At 45.1% G+C, this 19,873-nt stretch carries 13 protein-coding genes, 1 other RNA gene and 1 pseudogene; all 15 read right to left on the reverse strand.

Going from position 1 to position 19,873, the window contains the following annotated elements:
• Window positions 1-214 precede the first annotated feature (214 nt).
• The 15 genes and pseudogenes from J2Z20_RS09490 to J2Z20_RS09560 all read right to left on the reverse strand — a co-directional run bounded on the left by J2Z20_RS09490 (window position 215) and on the right by J2Z20_RS09560 (window position 19,781).
• Window positions 215-1,480 carry an MFS transporter gene (locus J2Z20_RS09490; RefSeq protein ID WP_209848735.1) on the reverse strand — a complete coding sequence of 422 codons (1,266 nt, stop codon included), beginning with the start codon at window positions 1,478-1,480 and terminating at the stop codon, window positions 215-217.
• A gap of 121 nt (window positions 1,481-1,601) precedes the next feature.
• A pseudogene (locus J2Z20_RS18345) lies at window positions 1,602-1,778 on the reverse strand (TetR/AcrR family transcriptional regulator); the annotation flags it as partial.
• 338 nt (window positions 1,779-2,116) lie between these two features.
• Window positions 2,117-3,211, reverse strand: a complete 1,095-nt coding sequence (locus tag J2Z20_RS09500) for a threonine aldolase family protein (protein ID WP_209848738.1) — start codon at window positions 3,209-3,211, stop codon at window positions 2,117-2,119.
• 354 nt (window positions 3,212-3,565) lie between these two features.
• Entirely contained in the window at window positions 3,566-4,459 is an 894-nt protein-coding gene (locus tag J2Z20_RS09505) for an alpha/beta fold hydrolase (protein ID WP_209848741.1), read from the reverse strand.
• A complete protein-coding gene (locus tag J2Z20_RS09510; RefSeq protein WP_209848744.1) occupies window positions 4,456-5,079 on the reverse strand; it encodes a TetR/AcrR family transcriptional regulator in 624 nt (207 codons plus the stop codon). The genes J2Z20_RS09505 and J2Z20_RS09510 overlap by 4 nt, the downstream gene beginning before the upstream one ends.
• 175 nt (window positions 5,080-5,254) lie before the next feature.
• Window positions 5,255-5,620, reverse strand: a transfer-messenger RNA (tmRNA) gene (gene ssrA, locus J2Z20_RS09515).
• 221 nt (window positions 5,621-5,841) lie between these two features.
• Window positions 5,842-6,321, reverse strand: a complete 480-nt coding sequence (gene smpB, locus J2Z20_RS09520; protein ID WP_209848747.1) for an SsrA-binding protein SmpB — start codon at window positions 6,319-6,321, stop codon at window positions 5,842-5,844.
• Window positions 6,322-6,444: 123 nt separating this feature from the next.
• The gene (gene rnr, locus J2Z20_RS09525; protein WP_209848749.1) at window positions 6,445-9,009 is read right to left on the reverse strand and encodes a ribonuclease R; all 2,565 of its coding nucleotides are present in this window, start codon (window positions 9,007-9,009) and stop codon (window positions 6,445-6,447) included.
• A 331-nt stretch (window positions 9,010-9,340) separates the two neighbouring features.
• The gene (gene secG, locus J2Z20_RS09530; RefSeq protein ID WP_209848751.1) at window positions 9,341-9,574 is read right to left on the reverse strand and encodes a preprotein translocase subunit SecG; all 234 of its coding nucleotides are present in this window, start codon (window positions 9,572-9,574) and stop codon (window positions 9,341-9,343) included.
• 126 nt (window positions 9,575-9,700) lie between these two features.
• Window positions 9,701-10,114 carry a PaaI family thioesterase gene (locus J2Z20_RS09535; protein ID WP_209848753.1) on the reverse strand — a complete coding sequence of 138 codons (414 nt, stop codon included), beginning with the start codon at window positions 10,112-10,114 and terminating at the stop codon, window positions 9,701-9,703.
• A gap of 260 nt (window positions 10,115-10,374) precedes the next feature.
• Window positions 10,375-12,060, reverse strand: coding sequence for a long-chain-fatty-acid--CoA ligase (locus J2Z20_RS09540; RefSeq protein WP_209848754.1), 1,686 nt, complete (start codon window positions 12,058-12,060; stop codon window positions 10,375-10,377).
• A 77-nt stretch (window positions 12,061-12,137) separates the two neighbouring features.
• Window positions 12,138-13,919: an acyl-CoA dehydrogenase family protein gene (locus J2Z20_RS09545; RefSeq protein ID WP_209848757.1), complete on the reverse strand. Its 1,782-nt coding sequence runs from the start codon at window positions 13,917-13,919 to the stop codon at window positions 12,138-12,140.
• 56 nt (window positions 13,920-13,975) lie between these two features.
• On the reverse strand, window positions 13,976-15,160 hold the full coding sequence (locus J2Z20_RS09550; RefSeq protein WP_209848760.1) for an acetyl-CoA C-acetyltransferase: 1,185 nt from the start codon (window positions 15,158-15,160) through the stop codon (window positions 13,976-13,978).
• 53 nt (window positions 15,161-15,213) lie between these two features.
• A complete protein-coding gene (locus J2Z20_RS09555; protein ID WP_209848763.1) occupies window positions 15,214-17,610 on the reverse strand; it encodes a 3-hydroxyacyl-CoA dehydrogenase/enoyl-CoA hydratase family protein in 2,397 nt (798 codons plus the stop codon).
• Between the two features lie 20 nt (window positions 17,611-17,630).
• Entirely contained in the window at window positions 17,631-19,781 is a 2,151-nt protein-coding gene (locus J2Z20_RS09560) for a (Fe-S)-binding protein (protein WP_209848766.1), read from the reverse strand.
• Window positions 19,782-19,873: the final 92 nt, after the last annotated feature.

The raw sequence follows: 19,873 nt of genomic DNA on the forward strand, positions 1-19,873 counted from the left end.
CACTTTATCGACTCGGATGAATGATATATACGCCCTGTGAATCAGGAATATAGGCAGAACGAAAATTGCAGCTAACGCACCAATAAAGAGTACGCTGATCAATATTATTCGATTCAAAGGAAATGATTCTTCTTCTGGTCCGCAATAAATTGGACTGAGCCTTTACGTACGAAGAGGGCATTTTATTAGATCTTCTTAAGCTACTGAGCCATAGTCATACAGAAATTGTTGAAATGGCTTCATTTAATTCCTTTTCTTTAACAAGGTTAGGCAACTTCCATAGGTAGATTATACTTGCTAGCAAAAGCAATCCCCCCATTAACCAGTAGGTCAGCTCAAGGGAAATAAAATGCGGATACAAAATGGCAATTAACCCTAGGGCAATCGATTGTGCGAGCATCATCAATGGATCGATCCAAGCACTAACACGTCCCATCTTGTCCGGAGCTACCAGCTCAGGCAGCCATCCGCCAATCGCAATGTTGACAGGCGCCAGGACGCATCCAATTACGCCGATATACGTCAGGTACATCCAAACTTCATTCGCATATATCAACCCGATAGTGAGCAATCCTGACAGTAAGACGCCGACGATGATGATTACATGCTTCTTCATAACCTTAACAAGAACTGCACCGAGTCCGCTTCCAACGAGAAAACCGATACCTATAAAAATTGCGAACAAGGAGGCAGACTGTTCAAAATGATCCGGAGCCAGTTTATATTTCATTGTGAACATTGGCAATACAGCGAAGCCCCCATTAATAAATCCGAATAGAAAGAAGCCAGTGAGGAGTGTGAACAATAGACGATGCCCGCGGATATATCGGTATCCCTCTCCGAAATCTTGAAAAATCTCACTTATTCCTAACTGGCGTAAGTTCGAGGGTCCATTCGGTAGGACTACGGTAGTGTCGATCCGACAAGAGCGGATCAGAAGCCCCGATACTACAAAGCTTAGTCCGTCAATGATAACCGCTCCCGTAATGCCAACTGTGTTATACGCAATAGCGCCAAGTGCAACTCCGAATAACATAAAAATCCCGAAGATCATCTGATTGAGACCAGCTGCTTGATCATACTGTTCTCTAGATAAAACCCCTTGGAGAATGGCCATTTCTGCTGGTGAAAAAAACTTGGAGACTGCGCTTCGCAGGAACAAAATGCAGAAGGCAGCAGGAAGCCATGCATACATTACCGCGACAACCAGCAAGACTGATAATCCGGCACGAATCCAATCGCTGTTTTCAGCAATACGTTGTCTGTTGAAGCGGTCAGCGAACACCCCTACGAGAAAAAATACGAGCAAGGTGGGCAGCGCATACATCATCTCCGCTAACGTGGCGTAGTAAGGCTGACTCGCAAAGCGGTCCAAGAGAAAAAACGCAAACGCCATATTCCCTACAATCGTTCCTAGCTGCGAAGTGAATGAAGCTATAAATAGCCTGACAAAATTTCGATTCACAAATAGCTGTTTCATTTCGTTTCTACCCCCAATAAATGTTTCAAAATGGTTAAAGATGCATTTACTTGTTCCTCTAATGCAATGCGGTCCGCCCCAATCATACAACAATCCAGCAGTAAATCTTGATGACCAACATCATCTCTTCCGTACTGGAAAAATACACATAGACACCGCCACGGCTGAGACCGCTCTCTTCGACCACATCCTTCATCGTCACGGCTAAGTAACCTTAACGTATAAATACTTCTGTAGCCGCCTGCAAAATTTCTTGTCTTTTCTGTTCCTTATACTCATCGTTTACTTTCGGAGGCATTGTTATTTTAAATCATATTTCCCCTAATTTGTAAATTTTTTATTCGCGTTATAAGGTTTGGCATTCTACAACATTCTTTGAGATGGTTTAAATTAGGGATGCCATGAGGAAAATCGGATAGCGCACGGAGTACGGGCAAATGGAAAGTGACGGATCATCATGAAAAGTTGTTACTAGGGGGAATCGACCGCATTGGGCTATTATTTATTGTGGATTTAAAACCAATTGTTATAAATAAAGCCCGACCTCATGCGGTCGGGTTAATGATGGTGCAGGCAAACCATGGCTGCTTAAAACCACAACTCGCCGTCTCTTGTTGATTCAGTTATTGGGTTCAATCATATTAGGATACTAAGCTCCTGATTCAATAGGTGAAAAGCTTCTCTTAACCTATCTTTAGGCAAATCCGCATATGAATCCCCAATGCTTACTTCAAAATAACAACTATTCTCGCTAGTCTCTTGTAAGTATCGAGTGAATCCAATACCCGTCTTCTCATAAATATTCACGAAGATAGATTCAAGATGCTCTTTCGACACCTCAACATGAACATGAAACATATTGGACACCGGTTCGATAGGTCTTATTGTTACACCACTACACTGATTGTACAAATCCGCAAGTTCTCTTGCTTCATTATAGTACTGCTCCATCTTATCAATTCTTTGCATGAAATAATAATCAGCACTCAAGATATAAGGATATAGGCTAATCAAATCGCCGCCATGCCGTCTTTTCCATACTTTTGACTCCCGCACAAACTCCTTATCCCCTGCGAGAATCGCTCCTGCAATCCCACCAATCCCTTTATAAAAAGATACATACACACTATCAAAAAGCCGACAGATTTCCGCCGCTGACTTCCGGTAATACGGTGTACTCTCAAAAAGCCTAGCCCCATCCAGATGCAGCTTGATTCCTCGCTCGCGGCAATAAGCCGAGATCGCTTCGAGCTCCTGATAATCCGGTAATTGACCGCCAATCTCCCGCTGAGGCAATTCAAGTAATAAGCACGCAATGTCTTCTTGCAAATTCATAATGTCTTCCAAGCCTATTACTCTCGTCTTGTCCGCCAGCAGAATCGGTTCGATGTGATGCAATTTTTTCAAGCCGTCTTCTTCATGAATCTCTAAATGACTTAACGGGTGATAGGCTATTTTGGGAAGTCCCTTTCGATCGCACCAAATCCGCAGAGCAATTTGCTGCGCCATCGTCCCGCTCGGAAAAAATACCGCGCTCTCTTTCCCCAAAAAATCCGCCATCCGCCCCTGAAAATCCTCTATGATGTCCCCTTTGCCATAAACGTCACTATCTAAATTCTCGTCAATCTCTTTCAAGACTTCTTGTAATACACGTACATTTCTCTTCCCGTGACCACCTACTGGATAAGGCGCTTCGTTGAATGCCTGCAATAAAGTCTTCATTTCGTTCATGTGATATATCTCCTTTCAATTTATCTCCTCGTTCGCTATTTACCTTGAGGTCTACTATTTTCTAAACTTTAATGAAGCACATTATTAGACATGTACGTTTTAAATCTAAAAAAAATAACATAAGATAGGACAATTTTGATATAGAAAAATTCAAATCATCGGCTAAAAACAAAAATTAAATAACTGGGATGACAAAGATTAAGTAGGTATAAGAGGAGTGGCCAAATCATAATATGCAAAAAGCCGACCTCATGCGGTCGGCTTAATGATGGTGGAGGCGAGGGGAGTCGAACCCCTGTCCGAAGATAACGCCACATAGGCTTCTACGGGTGTAGTCACGGTAGCAGGCCTAAGTCAATGATGAGGCTTAGTAATAAATCTTCGAATTGCCTCATTCACAGAAGACTTTTGCTCTAGGATCAGGCAGTGCCCTGCTCCTCGAATCATCATAACCTCTGAATCTTGCAGCGTTTCTTGGACGCACTTCAATACTTTCTCTACATTGTAAATTTTCTCTTCATCTCCGACGAGAAAGAGAACGGGGGCCGAAAGCCTGCTCCAAGCTCCTTTTTCAATGACACGAGGGACAACGGGAAGCTGTGAGCGACCATGCGTGTATGCTGCAATCACCAAGTTCATAACATGAGACGGGAGAGAATATCCTTTCGAACAAAACCAATCCCACGCTCGGCGAATTCGATCAGGCTTGGGCCATAACATCGCAGGATAGACTTTTTGGAGCAGTTTCAGAAATGGAACTGGCAAAAATGTCGCCACTGGAGCAAGCAGAACCAGCCGCTCGATACGCTCTGGTCGCACTGTAGCATAATTCGAACAAAACCAGCCTCCCATCGAGTGACCGATAAAGGTCGCTTTAGTAAGCCCAAGTGCGTCTAAAAATTGATCCATCCAACGAACAGCATCTTCTGGTGTACGTATACATTTAACAACTCTACTTTTACCAAAATCTCCAGGCGTGTCGATGCAATAAACCCGAAAATCTGTCAGCGCTTCTATGGTAGGATACCACATCGCTGAATTACCCGTCATACCATGAAACATTAGAATGGGCTTCCCTTCCTTAGGTCCGCTCACGATCACATGACAGAGGCCATATTCGGTTTCGACCTCCATCGTTTCATACTGGCTTGGCCAGTACTCCATAAGCTTATCGTAAGTATGCTTAAAAATCTGAGATCCTGCTTCGCTTTTAAAGACAGGTAAATCATTTTGTGTTGTACTTGTCATTGATATTCCTCCAGTTCAATTGGCTTAAGTATGGATCGGCAAACCGTCCTTAAAAAATCGAATTGCTTGACTAATTCTATTCTTTCAAAACCATTGATGATACTCTCCAAAAAAATTCCGTCCATAAACGAAATAAGCCAATGAACGAATGTTTCTACAGGCTGAGACGGATGAAGCTCTCCTCGCTGTACTCCATCATATATGAAGGTGAAGATACTTCCGTACACAGCCTGATACCGATCCTCAATTAACTTACGACGACCTTCTTCTCTACGACCTACGATAAAGTATTCATACATGCAGGGTGCTAATCCACTATCCACCTCTTTAACACGTCTCTCTTGTTCTCCCATGAATTGTTCAAACCTGCACCACGCACTCATCTGTTTCTCTGATGCAAAATCCAAAGCCATATCCTCATACTGGCGACGCAGCAAGTCAAGAAAAACATCTTCCTTGTTGGAATAATAAAGATACACACCTCCGAAGCTCCTTCCAGAGCTAGTTACAATATCCTTCATAGTAGCCGCTTCATAACCTTTTTGTATAAAAACATTTCGTGCTGTATTCAATATATCCATTCGAACGGCATCTTTTTTCTGATCTGTTATTTTAGGCATGAAGAAGTTTTCTCCTCCTCCTCTTATTAATAAAACGAGATTAATCTCTTTTTTATTATAAAGAGATCAATCTCGTTTTTCAACCTTTATTTTACAAATTATAAAATTCCCAATTGACCGCCTAACACCACTCTAAAAAACAAAAACACCATCCTCATGCGGATGGTGTTAATGATGGTGGAGGCGAGGGGAATCGAACCCCTGTCCGAAGATAACGCCACATAGGCTTCTACGGGTGTAGTGACAGTTTTGATGTCACCCTAGGAACTCCCTGTCACCGGATTCCCTTTGGGTCAGCCTGATTGTCTTCTTCAGCTAGCCGCAGGCGGAGACTAGACAGCGTATCCCACTAAAGTTGAGCCCCTATCCCGGCACATGGGCGATGCAGAGTAGGAGCACGCTCACAGGTTATTAAGCTGCGAAAGCGTAGTTGTTTTGTTGTTTGCCGTTTAAATTTGGCTTTAGCGTTGATGAAGTGGACGCGTCCCCACTACCCGCTACCCATGCTCGAACTATCCCCGTCGAATCCAAAAACGCCCCCTTAATAATAAGGTAAAGGGTTTTCGGATAGATCTAGGAACGTCAAGCAAAGGTGATCTATTCCGTCATCCTTTCCTCCACGAAAGGATGCCTTTAAGCTTGAATATCGTAAGGTCACATCATCATCTGAAGTGCCTTACAAACAAAGTATATCACATTTTGCAGCAAATATGTGTTCTAACTTTTTGGAAATAGAGCCAGCTTGCTGCACAACATCCATTGTTAACGAGCGATTTTCTGTCTTTCCTTCAGCGCACGCTGGATATCACGTTGAGCGTCCTTCTTCGCAGCCGTATCACGCTTATCATACTGCTTCTTCCCTTTACCGAGGCCAAGCAGAAGCTTCGCATATCCGTTACGAACATATACTTTGAGCGGGACGATCGTGTATCCTTCCTGCTTCGTTAAGCCGAGCAGCTTGTGAATCTGCTCTTTATGAAGCAATAGCTTTCTTGCACGAGTCGGGTCGGATGGATTGAAACGATTCCCTTGCTCAAATGGGCTGATGTGCATGTTATGAATAAAAATCTCACCGTTACGAATGGTTGCAAACGCATCGCTGATATTCGCACGGCCCATTCTTAGTGATTTGATTTCGGTACCCGTCAGCACCATGCCCGCTTCATAAGTATCTTCAATGAAGTAGTCATGGGAAGCTTTCTTGTTCTGGGCGAGTACCTTCCCGTCATTCTTGTTACCCATGATCTCACTCCTTCATTATAAAAATGGGTTTCTAGTATACCCACAAACGACATACCAGAAACCAATTGTATCAACTTCAAGTTGTAAAATCAAGAATGTACGAGCTCTGAAGCCTGCTTAATTCTACTTTTTCTTCTTCCGAACAAAAGCAGCGGTACTGTTCTTGCTGGTACCTTTTTTACGTTTTCGGGCGCCCGCTCCGCCAAATGCAGCACCTTCACCAATGAAAATACCGCTGGATGACGTTTTTTTGCGCCCTTTATTTTCGGATTTCTTCGCTGAACTGTTGTTAGAGCCCCCTCCGTAGCCTCCCTTGCCAGAACCGAAACTGAAGGTCTTGGAAGCGGATGAAGTTCCCTCGTCTGACACGCCATTTTGCGCCCCTCTACTCTGATTACCCATGGCAACGCCAGACGATTCCTTTAACCATGGAGCGCCCTTTTTGCTCGCTTTATTTTTGCCTTTTCCTTTCCCTTTACCGCTCTTAGGTTCGCCAAAAGTACCTTCCGAACCCCCGCGCGATCGCCCGCCTTCATGAAAACTGCGGCGCTGTTTCATATCAACCATTTCAAAATCAATCGTATGATCGTCCATGTTCACTTTGGCAACGCGAATCTTCACTTCATCCCCGATCCGATATATCTTGGATGTCCGTTCGCCAATAAGCGCCATATGTTGTTCATGGAAATGGTAGTAATCATCCGTAAGTGCGCTCAAACGGATTAACCCCTCGACTGTATTATCCAGCTCAATAAACATCCCGAAGCTCGTTACACTGCTAATAATGCCGTCGAACTCCTCGCCCACTTTATCGAGCATAAATTCAGCTTTCTTCAGCTGTTCGGTATCTCGTTCGGCATCTACAGCAACTCGTTCTCGTTCGGAAGTATGCTGCGCAATTTCCGGCATTCGGCTAGCCAAATATTCGTGTCGGTCTTCAGACAGAAAGCCGCCGTTCTCAATCACTTCACGGATGATCCGGTGAATAACAAGGTCAGGATAACGACGAATTGGCGACGTGAAATGGGTGTAATATTCTGCAGCCAGCCCAAAATGGCCAAGGCTCTGAGCATCATATTTCGCCTGCTTCATCGAGCGAAGCATCATTGTACTAATGACCGTCTGCTCCTTCGTCCCTTGAATATCTTCAAGCAGCGTCTGTAGTGCACGCGGGTGCACGGAATTGCCCTTGCCTTTGATCGTATAACCGAAGTTTGCGGCAAATGCCATAAAATTCATCAGCTTCTCCGGATCCGGATCCTCGTGAATACGGTAAAGGAACGGCACCTTCAGCCAATAAAAATGCTCAGCCACTGTCTCGTTGGCAGCCAGCATGAATTCCTCAATAATTTGCTCAGCAATGGACCGTTCTCGTTTCACGATATCAATAGGTTTGCCGTTCTCATCGACGATCACTTTGGATTCTTGAAAATCAAAATCGACCGCACCGCGCTGCATCCGTCTTTTGCGAAGTTTGAGCGCGAGCTCCTTCATGAGCATGAAGTCATCTACCAAGTGACGATATCGTTCCGTTACCTCTGGGTCTTCATTCTGTACTATCTTACGGACATTGGTATATGTCATCCGTTCCTTCGTCCGAATAACACTTGTGAAAATGTCATGACTCACTAGTTTCATATTCTCGTTAAATTCCATCTCACAAGAAAGAGTCAGCCGATCTACTTGAGGATTCAAGCTGCATATCCCATTAGATAAACGGTGAGGCAGCATCGGTATAACACGGTCCACCAGATAGACGCTGGTACCTCGGTTGTATGCTTCTTGATCAAGCTTCGATTTTTCACGGACATAGTAACCGACATCGGCTATATGCACTCCAAGGCGGTAATTGCCGTTCGGCAATCGCTCGACATTAACGGCATCGTCCAAATCTTTAGCGTCTTCTCCGTCAATCGTTACGATCGTTTTATTTCTTAAATCCCGGCGACCTTGGGCCACAATTTCTTCCTCTGTAATCGAATCTGGAACCGCTAACGCTTCCTCCATAACTTCATCAGGGAATGCTTCTGGAAGTTGATGTTTACGAATAATGGATAATATATCGACACCAGGATCGTCCTTATGACCTAGAATTTCAATGATTTCACCCTCGGCAGACGAACGTCCTTCCGGATAGTTTACAATTTTGGCGACAACTTTCTCACCATCGACCGCACCGTTAAATCCTGTCTTAGGAATAAAAATATCGCGATTAATCCTCTTATCATCAGGAATGACAAAGCCGAAGGCTTCGTGGTTTTGGAACACCCCTACCACTTGTGTCACCGCTCTTTTGACAATACGAACGACTTCCCCTTCCATCTTGCCGCCCGCACTTCCTTTTTCATTGACACGTACAAGAACGATATCGCCATTCATTGCGCTCTTCAGATCATTGGCGTGAATGTAGACATCAGGATGATCTCGATCATCTGGAATAAGGAATGCAAAGCCTTTAGCATGTGCTTGCAGACGTCCGCGCAGCAAATCCATCCGCTCAGGCACACCATAGCGTTCCGTACGTGTTAAAATAATTTTTCCTTCCTGCTCGAGCTCATTCAGCAGTTTCAGGAATTGTTTAAATTCTGCGGCATCTTCAATTTGAAAATGCTGCTCTAATTCTTGATAGGTCATCGGTTTATAAGCCGTTTCACGCATAAAATCAAGCAAAATTTGCTCTGTAATCATGTTCTCCCTCACCTCGGGTTCCTTATCTACGAAGCCCGTATATATTATTAAATAAACTTCTAGTCTGTATATACACTAGTATACACGATTTTACGCATCTGCATCCCTTTTCCTTAGAAAAGAATACCACTCTGCAACCACTCTAAATCCTTCGATATGAAGCGACAACACCCGTGATTATTTCCAAGGAAATGACAAGAGATCTATTAAAAATAAGGAGAGCTGCGAGATATCGATCATTTAAGCGAATATAAAAAAACCTTCGTCCATTTATTCAATAAGGAACGAAGGTTTCTTGTATTCAATACTGATGTGTAACGTGTACGGTAAATTATTTTACAAATACAGCAACGAGGATCGCCAAAATAAAAAATCCTGCTGCTACCCCAATTGTAATACGTTCCAAAACTAACTCCATACCACGAGCTTTCGTTTTACCGAAAAGATGTTCTGCACCCCCAGAGATGGCACCGGAAAGGCCAGCGCTTTTCCCTTGTTGCAGTAGAACAACTGTAATCAAACTGATGGAGAAAATAATAAGAAGCACTTCCAAAAAGATTTCCATAGATTCCACCTCCTAAGCGTAAAAAACATCCATTTTCGTATCGTTAGTTTGAAGTCTTATATTTTATACTATAAAAACAGCATTTTAATTTTATCATAGCTCTAATAGGAAGACAATATTGTTTATTTATAGGATTCGAAACAACCCTGTGCCTAAGGCAATAAGTTCACCGCCGCTTGTCTCAATACGAGCCTGTGTCGTCAGTGACCTTCTCGTCTGATGAAGCACTTCCCCTTTAACAATGAGTCTGCCTTCCTTAGCAGGAGCTAAGAAGTGAATGTTCAAATTGCTCGTCACCGTTGGTTCTCCTGGTCTAAGCATCATTACTGCTAGTCCCATCGCATTGTCCATTAAGGATGAAAGCACGCCGCCATGGACGATTTTCATTAAATTTAAATGGTGCTGTTTCGCATCCAGACTAATGACAACCCCATTCTCATCCATAGACTCCATCTTACAGCCCAAATACCCCCAGAAGGTTGGCTGCGCAAGCTTGATCAGCTTTTCAAGGGATTGTTCCTGGTTTTCTTGTTTTTGCATTGTTGTGTCCTCCTCAAAGTTTTACGAAGTAAAACTCACTTCGTAAGCATACGCTTAGTTTTACGAAGTAAAACTCACTTCGTAAGCATAAGCCAAAGTTTTGCGAAGTGAAACTCACTTCATGGACCTAGTTTTGCGAAGCAAAACTTTACTCCGCAAGCATACGCCCTGTGTATTGCGGAGCAAAATTTCACCTCGTAACTATAAACTTCGTTTGCCGGGCGGAGCCTCACTTCACATCTGCTTCCGCCCCGGGCAAACTAAGCTTTCTTCTTCTGAATCTCGGCTTCTTCCTCTTCAATCAGTTGCCGCCGCAGCACTTTACCTACCATTGTCTTAGGCAAAGATTCGCGGAACGCATATAAGCGCGGAATTTTATAGGCAGCTAATCGTTCGCGGCACCACTTCTCTAATTCCTCGGCTGTCACGTGTTCGCCATCACGAAGTACGATATAGGCTTTGACCGTTTCACCGCGGTATGGGTCCTTCACTCCAGCAACCACTGCTTCTTTAATCGCTGGATGCTCGAACAGCACCTCTTCAATTTCACGCGGATAAATATTGTATCCGCTTGCAATAATCATATCCTTCTTACGGTCCATGATCGTGAAGTACCCTTCCTCATCCATCATGGCCATATCCCCCGTAAATAACCAGCCGTTCCGAAGTTCGTTAAACGTCTCCTCTTTACGGTTCCAGTAACCTTTCATAACCTGAGGACCTTTAACAATCAGCTCGCCGACTTCACCAATTGGCACATCCTCACCCGTTTCAGGATCGACAATTTTCGCGTCTGTATCTGGGAATGGGATACCGATCGTACCGATCTTGCGCCGTCCCCAAATTGGGTTCGCATGCGTTACCGGAGAAGCCTCGGTCAACCCATATCCTTCAATAAGCCGTCCTTTGGTTAATTCCTCGAAACGGTCCTGAACCTCTACAGGAAGAGCCGCCGACCCGCTAATACATGCATTAATGGATGAGAGATCATAGTTTGTAATGTTAGGATTATTGATCAGTGCAATATACATGGTAGGTGCGCCCGGGAACATGGTAGGTCTCATTTTCCGGATCGTTTCTAAAATCATGTTCACTTCAAACTTCGGAATCAAAATAAGCGAAGCTGCATGGTATATCGCTTGATTGAGCACGACTGTGAGTCCGAAGACATGAAAAATAGGCAGCGCCGCTAAGTAGCGCTCCTTGCCTTCAACGGCCTTATAACTCCATTTCGCACTCTGAATGGTGTTGGCAATTAAATTCAAGTGGGATAACATCACGCCTTTCGGAGTTCCGGTTGTCCCGCCAGTGTATTGCAGCAGAGCAAGATCGTTCTCGGCATCTATTTCTTCACAGATCGGTGAATTAGAAGCATTGTCAATCAGCTTCGTAAATGAATGCACACCATCACCATAGACTACTTTAACAGCCGTTCCTTCTTTTTTAGCTACAATTGGATATAGCACGTTTTTAGGGAATGGCAAGTAATCTTTAATCGATGTAATGATCATGTGTTTAAGCTGCGTTTGATCCTTCACCTTATTAACGCGCTCATAGAATTGATCGAGCGTTACGATAGCGGCAGCTCCTGCATCACTTAGTTGGTGCGAAATTTCCCGCTCCTTATAGAGCGGATTGGTTTGGACGACTACCGCTCCAATGAGGAGTGCCCCGTAGAAAGCAATGACAGCTTGCGGGGAGTTGGGCAGCATAATCGCTACCCGGTCCCCTTTTCGAATGCCCAGCTCTTTAAAAGCATTAGCCATTCGATAGCTTAAATCTAGCAAACGTTCATAGGAGATTGTCTTCCCCATAAAATAGAGCGCGTCCTGGTTCGGATATTTGTTTGCAGAATCAACGAGAAAGCTTCCCAAATTTTTATTCGGATACTCATAATTGGGGGCTACTTCTTCTGGGTAATACTGCAGCCAAGGCTTTGCTTGCATACAAAACCATCCCTTTCCCTTCATTTCTCCGCCTTTAATCATATTATTCTTATGAATGAAGACAATCCGTTTATCTCTTATACCGTATATTTTTCATTTTGAATGACGCGAGCAGCGATTTTGCGTTTCAAACTTACGGTATCGATTGGACTGAACTTCGTAATCTTCTTGAGTACGGACAATTGCATGCGCAGTGTATCGCCGGAGTCGATAACTGTCAGCGTCTCTCTCGCCAAAGCATCAATACGTTCAAATGCTTCTTGCGTGAATACACGCGTCATGTCAATCATATTTTCCGCTTTATCTTCGGACGAGCGTAGAATTTGTTTACGAGTACGAACCAGAGCGCTCTCGATTGCAAAAATTTGAATGATGATATCTGCTAAGTTGCTGAGCACTTCTTGCTCGTTCTCTAGTTTCGTTTGATATTTCTGTACTGCTAGACCGCCAACGAGCAAGAACACTTTCTTCGCTGCATCCAGCAAATGCGCTTCCTGCTCAAGCGTTCCATCGAACGTGAGTCCAGGGACAGATTGCAGCAATTCTGCTTGCAAGCCTTGCACTTTTTGAAGGAGAGGAAGTTCACCCTTCATTGCTTTCTTAACGAGCGTTCCTGGAATGAGCAAGCGGTTAATTTCATTCGTACCTTCAAAAATACGATTGATCCGTGAGTCACGGTAAATACGTTCAACTTTGTACTCTTGAATAAAGCCGTATCCGCCATGAATTTGTACGCCTTCATCAGCGATAAAGTCGAGTGCTTCCGAAGCGAATACTTTATTGATCGAGCATTCAATCGCATACTCAGCAATGGCTTTCGCCGCATGAACGCCTGCACTTTCCGCAGTGTGATCGATATCTTTAAGCGCATTGTCAAGCAGTCCAGCAGTACGGTATACAAGACTTTCTGTAACAAACGTTTGAATGTTCATTTCCGCCAATTTTTTACCCATAAGCGGGAAGGAGGAAATTGGGCGATCAAATTGTTTACGTGTATTCGCGTATTTCGCGCTGAGTGAGACCGCTTCTTTATCCGCGCCGATCGTTCCAGCAGCCAATTTGAAACGTCCCATGTTCAGAATGTTAAACGCAATGACGTGTCCTTTTCCGATTTCACCGAGCAGATTTTCTTTCGGCACTTTCACATCTTCGAAGAACAGCGGACGAGTGGAGGAACCTTTAATACCCATTTTCTTCTCTTCAGGACCTAATGTGAAGCCAGGCATATCCTTCTCCACAATAAATGCGCTGAAATGTTGTCCGTCAATCTTCGCATACACGATGAAGACATCTGCAAAGCCTGCGTTCGTAATATATAGTTTTGATCCATTCAAAATATAATGTTCACCGTCGTCGGATAATCTAGCTGTTGTCTTCGCGCCAAGAGCATCAGAACCTGATGTTGGCTCAGTCAGACAGTAAGCTGCGATTCTCTTACCCGTAGCAAGGTCTGGCAAATATTTTCGCTTCTGCTCTTGCGTACCGAAGAAGACGATTGGCAGCGTACCAATACCAACATGCGCTCCGATGGACAAGGCAAAGGAGGAACCTTTAGCCAACTTCTCGCTAATGAGAGTTGAGCTTACTTTGTCGAGGCCAAGACCTCCGAATTCCTCGGGAACATCTGCGCCTAGAATTCCGAGCTCTCCTGCTTTACGCATCAATTCCACAGTGAGTTCATAGTTCAGCTTCTCAATATGCTCATCGTTAGGAACGACTTCTCCTTCGATGTAGTCCTCCGTCGTTTGTGCAATCATGCGATGCTCATCTGTAAAATCTTCCGGTGTAAGCACCTCATTCAAATCGATATCTTCAATAAGAAAACTGCCACCGATAACCTTTTTAGCTGCTGTTGTCATAGGTAAATTCTCCTTTCGATTATGAAAAATTGAAAAGATATAAGATCTACTTGAGCTTACGCTCCATGCACTTCGAACACCGCTGCTGCACCCATACCGCCGCCAATACACATGGTTACGACACCGTGACCTCCGCCACGTCTTCTTAGTTCGGAGATCAAGCTAACCGTAAGTTTCGCTCCAGTGCATCCAAGCGGATGACCCAGTGCGATCGCCCCGCCGTTCACGTTCACTTTCTGTTCGTCGAGTCCTAGCTCACGAATAATTTGAACGCATTGCGAAGCGAAAGCTTCATTGATTTCAAACAAATTGACATCCGATTGCTCAATGCCAGCCATCTTAAGCGCCTTCGGAATGGCCTTCACAGGACCGACACCCATAATTTCCGGTTCAACACCGGCTAAAGCGAATGAACGGAATGTCGCAAGCGGCTTAAGGCCGAGTTCGTCAGCTTTCTCACGGCTCATGACGACGACAGCCGCGGCGCCGTCGCTCATTTGTGACGCGTTACCTGCGGTAACAGTCCCTTTCACTGCAAATGCTGGCTTCAGCTTGCCAAGTCCTTGCGCCGTCGTATCCGAACGAACACCTTCATCAGTATCGAACGTAAATTTTTTCTCCCATACTTTGCCTTGCTCATCAACACCTTTGAGCGAAGTCTCAACTGGGACAATTTCATCTTTGAATTTGCCTGCTGCAATCGCTGCAGCGGCTTTGCGATGGCTTTCAGCCGCGAATGCGTCCTGATCCGCCCGTGTTATACCAAAGCGACGTGCTACTTCTTCGGCTGTATGCCCCATGCCCATGTATACCTCAGGCATTTCCTCCACAATGCGCGGATGCGGAGCTGGCTTAAATCCCGTCATCGGTACGTGGCTCATTGATTCGATGCCACCTGCTACGATGACGTCTGCGTGACCGAGCATAATGCGTTCAGCCGCATATGCGATAGCTTGGAGGCCCGAAGAACAGAACCGATTCACCGTTATAGCCGGTACGGTAACCGGATATCCTGAATACAAGGAAATAATGCGGGCTACGTTCAGCCCTTGCTCTCCTTCCGGCATCGCGCAGCCAAGAATTACATCTTCAATATCTTCCTTCTGAAGGCCTGGAGCCCGATCAACAACAGCGCTAAGCACTGCTTTACCCAAATCTTCGACCCGGGTTTGCGCAAGACTGCCTTTCTTCGCTTTCCCTACAGCCGTACGTGCAATAGATACAATGACAGCTTCTTTCATGACAATCACCTCTTTACGTTTATAGACGAAAAGTGAAAAGAAATGCTTCTGTTCTAATTGCGAAGCGGCTTACCTTTGGCAAGCATATATTGCATACGCTCCTGCGTCTTTTGTTCCCCTAGCAAACTGAGGAACGCTTCCCGTTCAAGATCAAGCAAATACTGCTCTGTAACCATCGTTCCAGCAGGAACGTCTCCGCCTGTCAGGATGTTCGCCAGTTTATTCGCGATCTTCTGATCATGCTCGCTGATATAACCGCCTAACCGCATCGTGTATGTTACGAGTTCTAGAACGGCTCTGCCATCACGTCCAACAACACGAGCTTTCGATGGGAGCGGTGGCGTATACCCTGCACGGTCCATCTCAAGCACAGCTTGTTTGGCTTCATAAATACGGAAATCTTGATTAATGATGACGCTGTCCTGAGGACGCATGTAGCCTAATCTCTTCGTATCATGACCGCTTGTCGATGCTTTTGCCATTGCGATTGTTTCGAATATTCTGTTGATCGCAGGCTGTAAATCAGCCTCTGGATCTGGATTTGCAAGGCTTGTGCGAAGAACGAGTTCTTTACAGCCGCCTCCTGCCGGAATGAGACCTACCCCTGTTTCTACGAGACCGAAATAAGTCTCGGCTGAGAACAAGATGCGATCGGCTGGCAGACATGCTTCCACACCACCGCCAAGCGTCATCCGATGAGGCGCCGCTACAACTGGCTTCTCTAACTTCTTCAGCTTCATCATGCTCGTTTGGAACATGTGAATAATGTCATTCAGCTCATCCCACTCGCCGCTTTGCGCTTCCATCAACATGAGCATGATGTTCGCACCAACGGAGAAATTGCGGCCTTCGTTAGCAATGACAAGTCCACGGTAGTTATTGCGCACTTCATCAGCACTTTGCTGAATCATGGCTAGAATATCTGCGCCAATCGCATTGTTCGGTGACGTAAACTCAAGAAGAGCAACGTCATCGCCAATATCAATTAAATTCGCGCCTGAATTAGAGCGTATAATTTTGTTCTGCTCTTTAAGCGCCTTAAGCGAGATGATCTCAGGGCGAGTTTCTACACCTTTATACTCACCGCGGGAATAATAGAACAGCTTGCCGCCTTGATTTTGATAGAAGCTTTCATTACCCGCTGCGAGCCAGTCTTTCACCCATGAAGGAACAGTCGCGCCTTCAGCTTCCATACGCTCCACTGAGCGGCGAAGACCGATCAAATCCCACGTTTCGAATGGACCAAACTCCCAATTAAAGCCCCATTTCATCGCATTGTCGATATCGACAATCGAATCGGCAATTTCGCCGAGCTTCTCAGCCGAGTAGACGAGTACTTGCTTCAAAATATTCCATGATAATTCGGAATAACGATCTGGAGTAGCCAGCAGTGCTTTTAGTTTCGCTTTAGCGCCTTTTGCTGCTTTCGACGCTTCGAGCGATGCCGACTTCACTTTCGCACTCGGTGCATATTCCATCGTTTGAATGTTAAGTGAGAGAATTTGATTTCCTTGGTCAGTCTTCACTTTTTTATAAAAGCCTTGACCGCCCTTCTCTCCGATCCAGCCGCGAGATACAAGATCTTTCAGCACCTCTGGCACGGCAAACGCAGCTTTCTCTGTCTCGGAAGATACGTTATCGAATACGTTATTCGCAACATGTACAAACGTGTCGATACCTACTAAATCAAGCGTGCGGAATGTAGCGCTTTTCGGTCTACCCATAGCAGGACCGGTTACTGCGTCAACCTCTTCCACGGTGTAACCTTTGTTCACCATTTCTTGAAGAGTAACGAGCAGGCCGTACGTTCCGATACGGTTGGAGATAAAGTTCGGCGTATCTTTCGCAATCACGACCCCTTTGCCGAGATTCTTCTCACAAAATGCAGTCATGAAATTGACAACTTCCGAATCGGTCTTCTCACTTGGGATCACTTCGAGCAGCTTCATATAACGCGGCGGATTAAAGAAATGAGTGCCTAAGAAATGTTTCTGAAACTCTTCGCTCAAGTGTTCTGACATGGCATTTACCGATATACCAGATGTATTCGTACTTACGATGGTGCCTGGTTTACGAACGCTTTCGATTTTGGAGAGAATGCTCTTCTTAATCTCAAGTCGCTCAGTGACAACCTCAATAATCCAATCCACATCAGCAAGAAGGTTCAAATGATCTTCTACATTGCCTGGAGTGATGCGTTCTGCAAATTCCTCGCTATAGAGAGGCGCAGGGTTTGTTTTCTTCAGCAGCGCGATAGCGTTCAGCGCAAGTCTATTTCGAACCTTCGGGGAAGATAGCGTCAGGCCTGCTTCTTCTTCCTGCGGCGTAAGTGCAGCAGGTACAATATCAAGTAATAAACACGGTATACCCACGTTAGCGAGATGGGCTGTAATAGCGGAACCCATCACACCGGAGCCGATGACAGCAGCTTTACGAATTGTTCTTGTCATAGCGGTTCAACCTCCTGTTCTTATTGACCAAATACGGATAGTTCCAATATTTCTGCAATATCCCGTGCTTTAACGCTCTCATCCACCTCCTTCAATTTCGTTCCATCTTCGAGCATCGTGAGGCAGTAAGGACATGCGGAGCTAATGACGGTAGGTGATACGTCCAAAGCCTGTTCGGTACGCGCCAAATTAATACGTTTGCCAGAATCCTCTTCCATCCACATCAAGCCGCCTCCGGCGCCGCAGCACATTCCATTCTCACGGCTGCGCTCCATCTCAACCAGCTCAACCCCTGGGATTGACCGCAGTATATCTCGAGGCTGGTCATACACGTTGTTGTAACGTCCCAAATAGCAGGAGTCGTGGTACGTAATTCGTTCGCTAACCTCATGTTTAGGGGATAAGCGTCCTTCTTTCACCAATTGATCGAGCAGCTCCGTATGATGAAGCACTTCGGCCTCGAGCCCAAACTCTGGATATTCATTTTTCAGTGTATTGAAGGTGTGCGGACAAGCCGTCACGATCTTCTTAACGTTATATTTGCGGAATGTCTCAATATTTTCTTGGCACAGCTGTTGGAACAAGAATTCGTTGCCTAGACGGCGCGGCGTATCGCCAGAGTTCTTCTCCTCATTGCCAAGAATAGCGAAGTTGACACCCGCTTCTTTCATCAATCTGACGAAAGCTTTCGTTATTTTACGGCTGCGGTTATCATAAGAGCCCATAGAGCCTACGAAGAACAGCACATCAAAATCCGGATTTTCTTTGACCGTTGGAACATCAAGTCCAAGTACGCCTTCTGGGTCAATATCTTGTACCCATTTGCTGCGATCGTTACGGCTAATCCCCCAAGGATTGCCTTGACGTTCAATGTTTTGCATTGCGCGTTGACCTTCTTGCGGCATACTTCCTTGCATCAATACAAGATGACGGCGCAGATCAATAATTTTATCCACGTGTTCATTATCAACAGGGCACTGGTCTTCACAGTTGCGGCAAGTCGTACAAGCCCAAATTTCTTCCTCAGTCATGACGTCGCCAATCAGCTCTACGTCCTCGATTTTGCGATCTTGCGTCAAAGTCCAACCATGCTTCTGGGCGTTGATTGTTGGTTCAATATCTGTGATGCCTTCACTATGCCAACCGTGCAAACTTGCAGCAGCGCTGCTGTCCATTGTATGAATACCAGAAGTTCCAAATGCAAAAGCAGGCATCCAAGGCGATTTCGATGTGAGTGCAGCACCCTTCTCGGTAAGGTGATCTCTCAGTTTAACAATCATATGCATAGGGGATAGAATCTTGCCGGTGCTTGATGCCGGACAGACATTCGTACAGCGGCCGCACTCTACGCATGCATAGAAATCGATCATTTGTTTTTGCGTGAAATCTTCAATTTTGCCAACCCCGAACTCTTCAGCCTCTTCATTTTCTAAATCAAGCTTCTTCAAGCGGCCTACAGGCTCGGTACGTTTCAGTAACACGTTAATCGGTGCAGTAATGAGATGGAAATGTTTCGATTGCGGAACATAAACAAGAAAGGAAAGCAGAATGAGCAGATGCATCCACCAGAATGCATAAAAAAGGACGTTAGCAGCTCCCTCAGACATACCGCTGAAAGGCACAGCTATCAAAGAAGAAAAAGGTGCGAATGCCGAGTACGGAAGCCCGTCTCTGACTCGCTCAAATGCAAGGCTGAACAATACAGAGATCATCAGTCCAACAATGAAAAAAATAACAATACTCGGTTTCCAGCCCCGTTTGAGCCGTTTAAGCTTCTCCACATAACGTCTATAGGCTGCATAACCGATGGCTAACAGAATAAGCACGGCGGTTATTTCTTGTATGAGTCCAAATGCCTCATACCCTGGGAACGGAATCGGATGACCCGATAACCCTTTCCAGATTAGATCCAGCGCGCCGAATTGCAGAACGATAAATCCATAGAAAATGACGACGTGCATAATTCCGCTCTTACGGTCTTTCAGCAGTTTCTTCTGTCCCAGTACTTCGGCAAGGACGGTTCTAAGGCGAGACTTTAATTCCTTCGAGAGATTTGCCGGCTGCCCTAGCTTCACATATAGGTAGCGGTGATAGACGACTTTCGCAAAAGCGTATACCGCAAGCCCCGTCACGGCTAGGAACAATAATAGAGTAATAAGTGACCATACCATCTGAAAATCAACTCCTTCATCATGTCCATTTTGAAAGTAGATGTGTCTACTAAGGAAAACTACGATAATTGTTAACATTTTTCGACAATATC

Source organism: Paenibacillus sediminis, from assembly GCF_017873765.1.
Taxonomy (GTDB): Bacteria; Bacillota; Bacilli; order Paenibacillales; family Paenibacillaceae; genus Paenibacillus_AG; species Paenibacillus_AG sediminis.

What these genes read in the sequence shown, in the direction of transcription:
- J2Z20_RS09540 (WP_209848754.1), bottom strand. Translation starts at nt 12,060, where the DNA reads ATGCAAGCAAAGCCTTGGCTGCAGTATTACCCAGAAGAAGTAGCCCCC.
- J2Z20_RS09550 (WP_209848760.1), bottom strand. Translation starts at nt 15,160, where the DNA reads ATGAAAGAAGCTGTCATTGTATCTATTGCACGTACGGCTGTAGGGAAA.
- J2Z20_RS09555 (WP_209848763.1), bottom strand. Translation starts at nt 17,610, where the DNA reads ATGACAAGAACAATTCGTAAAGCTGCTGTCATCGGCTCCGGTGTGATG.
- J2Z20_RS09545 (WP_209848757.1), bottom strand. Translation starts at nt 13,919, where the DNA reads ATGACAACAGCAGCTAAAAAGGTTATCGGTGGCAGTTTTCTTATTGAA.
- J2Z20_RS09560 (WP_209848766.1), bottom strand. Translation starts at nt 19,781, where the DNA reads ATGGTATGGTCACTTATTACTCTATTATTGTTCCTAGCCGTGACGGGG.
- J2Z20_RS09500 (WP_209848738.1), bottom strand. Translation starts at nt 3,211, where the DNA reads ATGAACGAAATGAAGACTTTATTGCAGGCATTCAACGAAGCGCCTTAT.
- J2Z20_RS09535 (WP_209848753.1), bottom strand. Translation starts at nt 10,114, where the DNA reads ATGCAAAAACAAGAAAACCAGGAACAATCCCTTGAAAAGCTGATCAAG.
- secG (WP_209848751.1), bottom strand. Translation starts at nt 9,574, where the DNA reads ATGGAAATCTTTTTGGAAGTGCTTCTTATTATTTTCTCCATCAGTTTG.
- J2Z20_RS09505 (WP_209848741.1), bottom strand. Translation starts at nt 4,459, where the DNA reads ATGACAAGTACAACACAAAATGATTTACCTGTCTTTAAAAGCGAAGCA.
- J2Z20_RS09510 (WP_209848744.1), bottom strand. Translation starts at nt 5,079, where the DNA reads ATGCCTAAAATAACAGATCAGAAAAAAGATGCCGTTCGAATGGATATA.
- J2Z20_RS09490 (WP_209848735.1), bottom strand. Translation starts at nt 1,480, where the DNA reads ATGAAACAGCTATTTGTGAATCGAAATTTTGTCAGGCTATTTATAGCT.
- smpB (WP_209848747.1), bottom strand. Translation starts at nt 6,321, where the DNA reads ATGGGTAACAAGAATGACGGGAAGGTACTCGCCCAGAACAAGAAAGCT.
- rnr (WP_209848749.1), bottom strand. Translation starts at nt 9,009, where the DNA reads ATGATTACAGAGCAAATTTTGCTTGATTTTATGCGTGAAACGGCTTAT.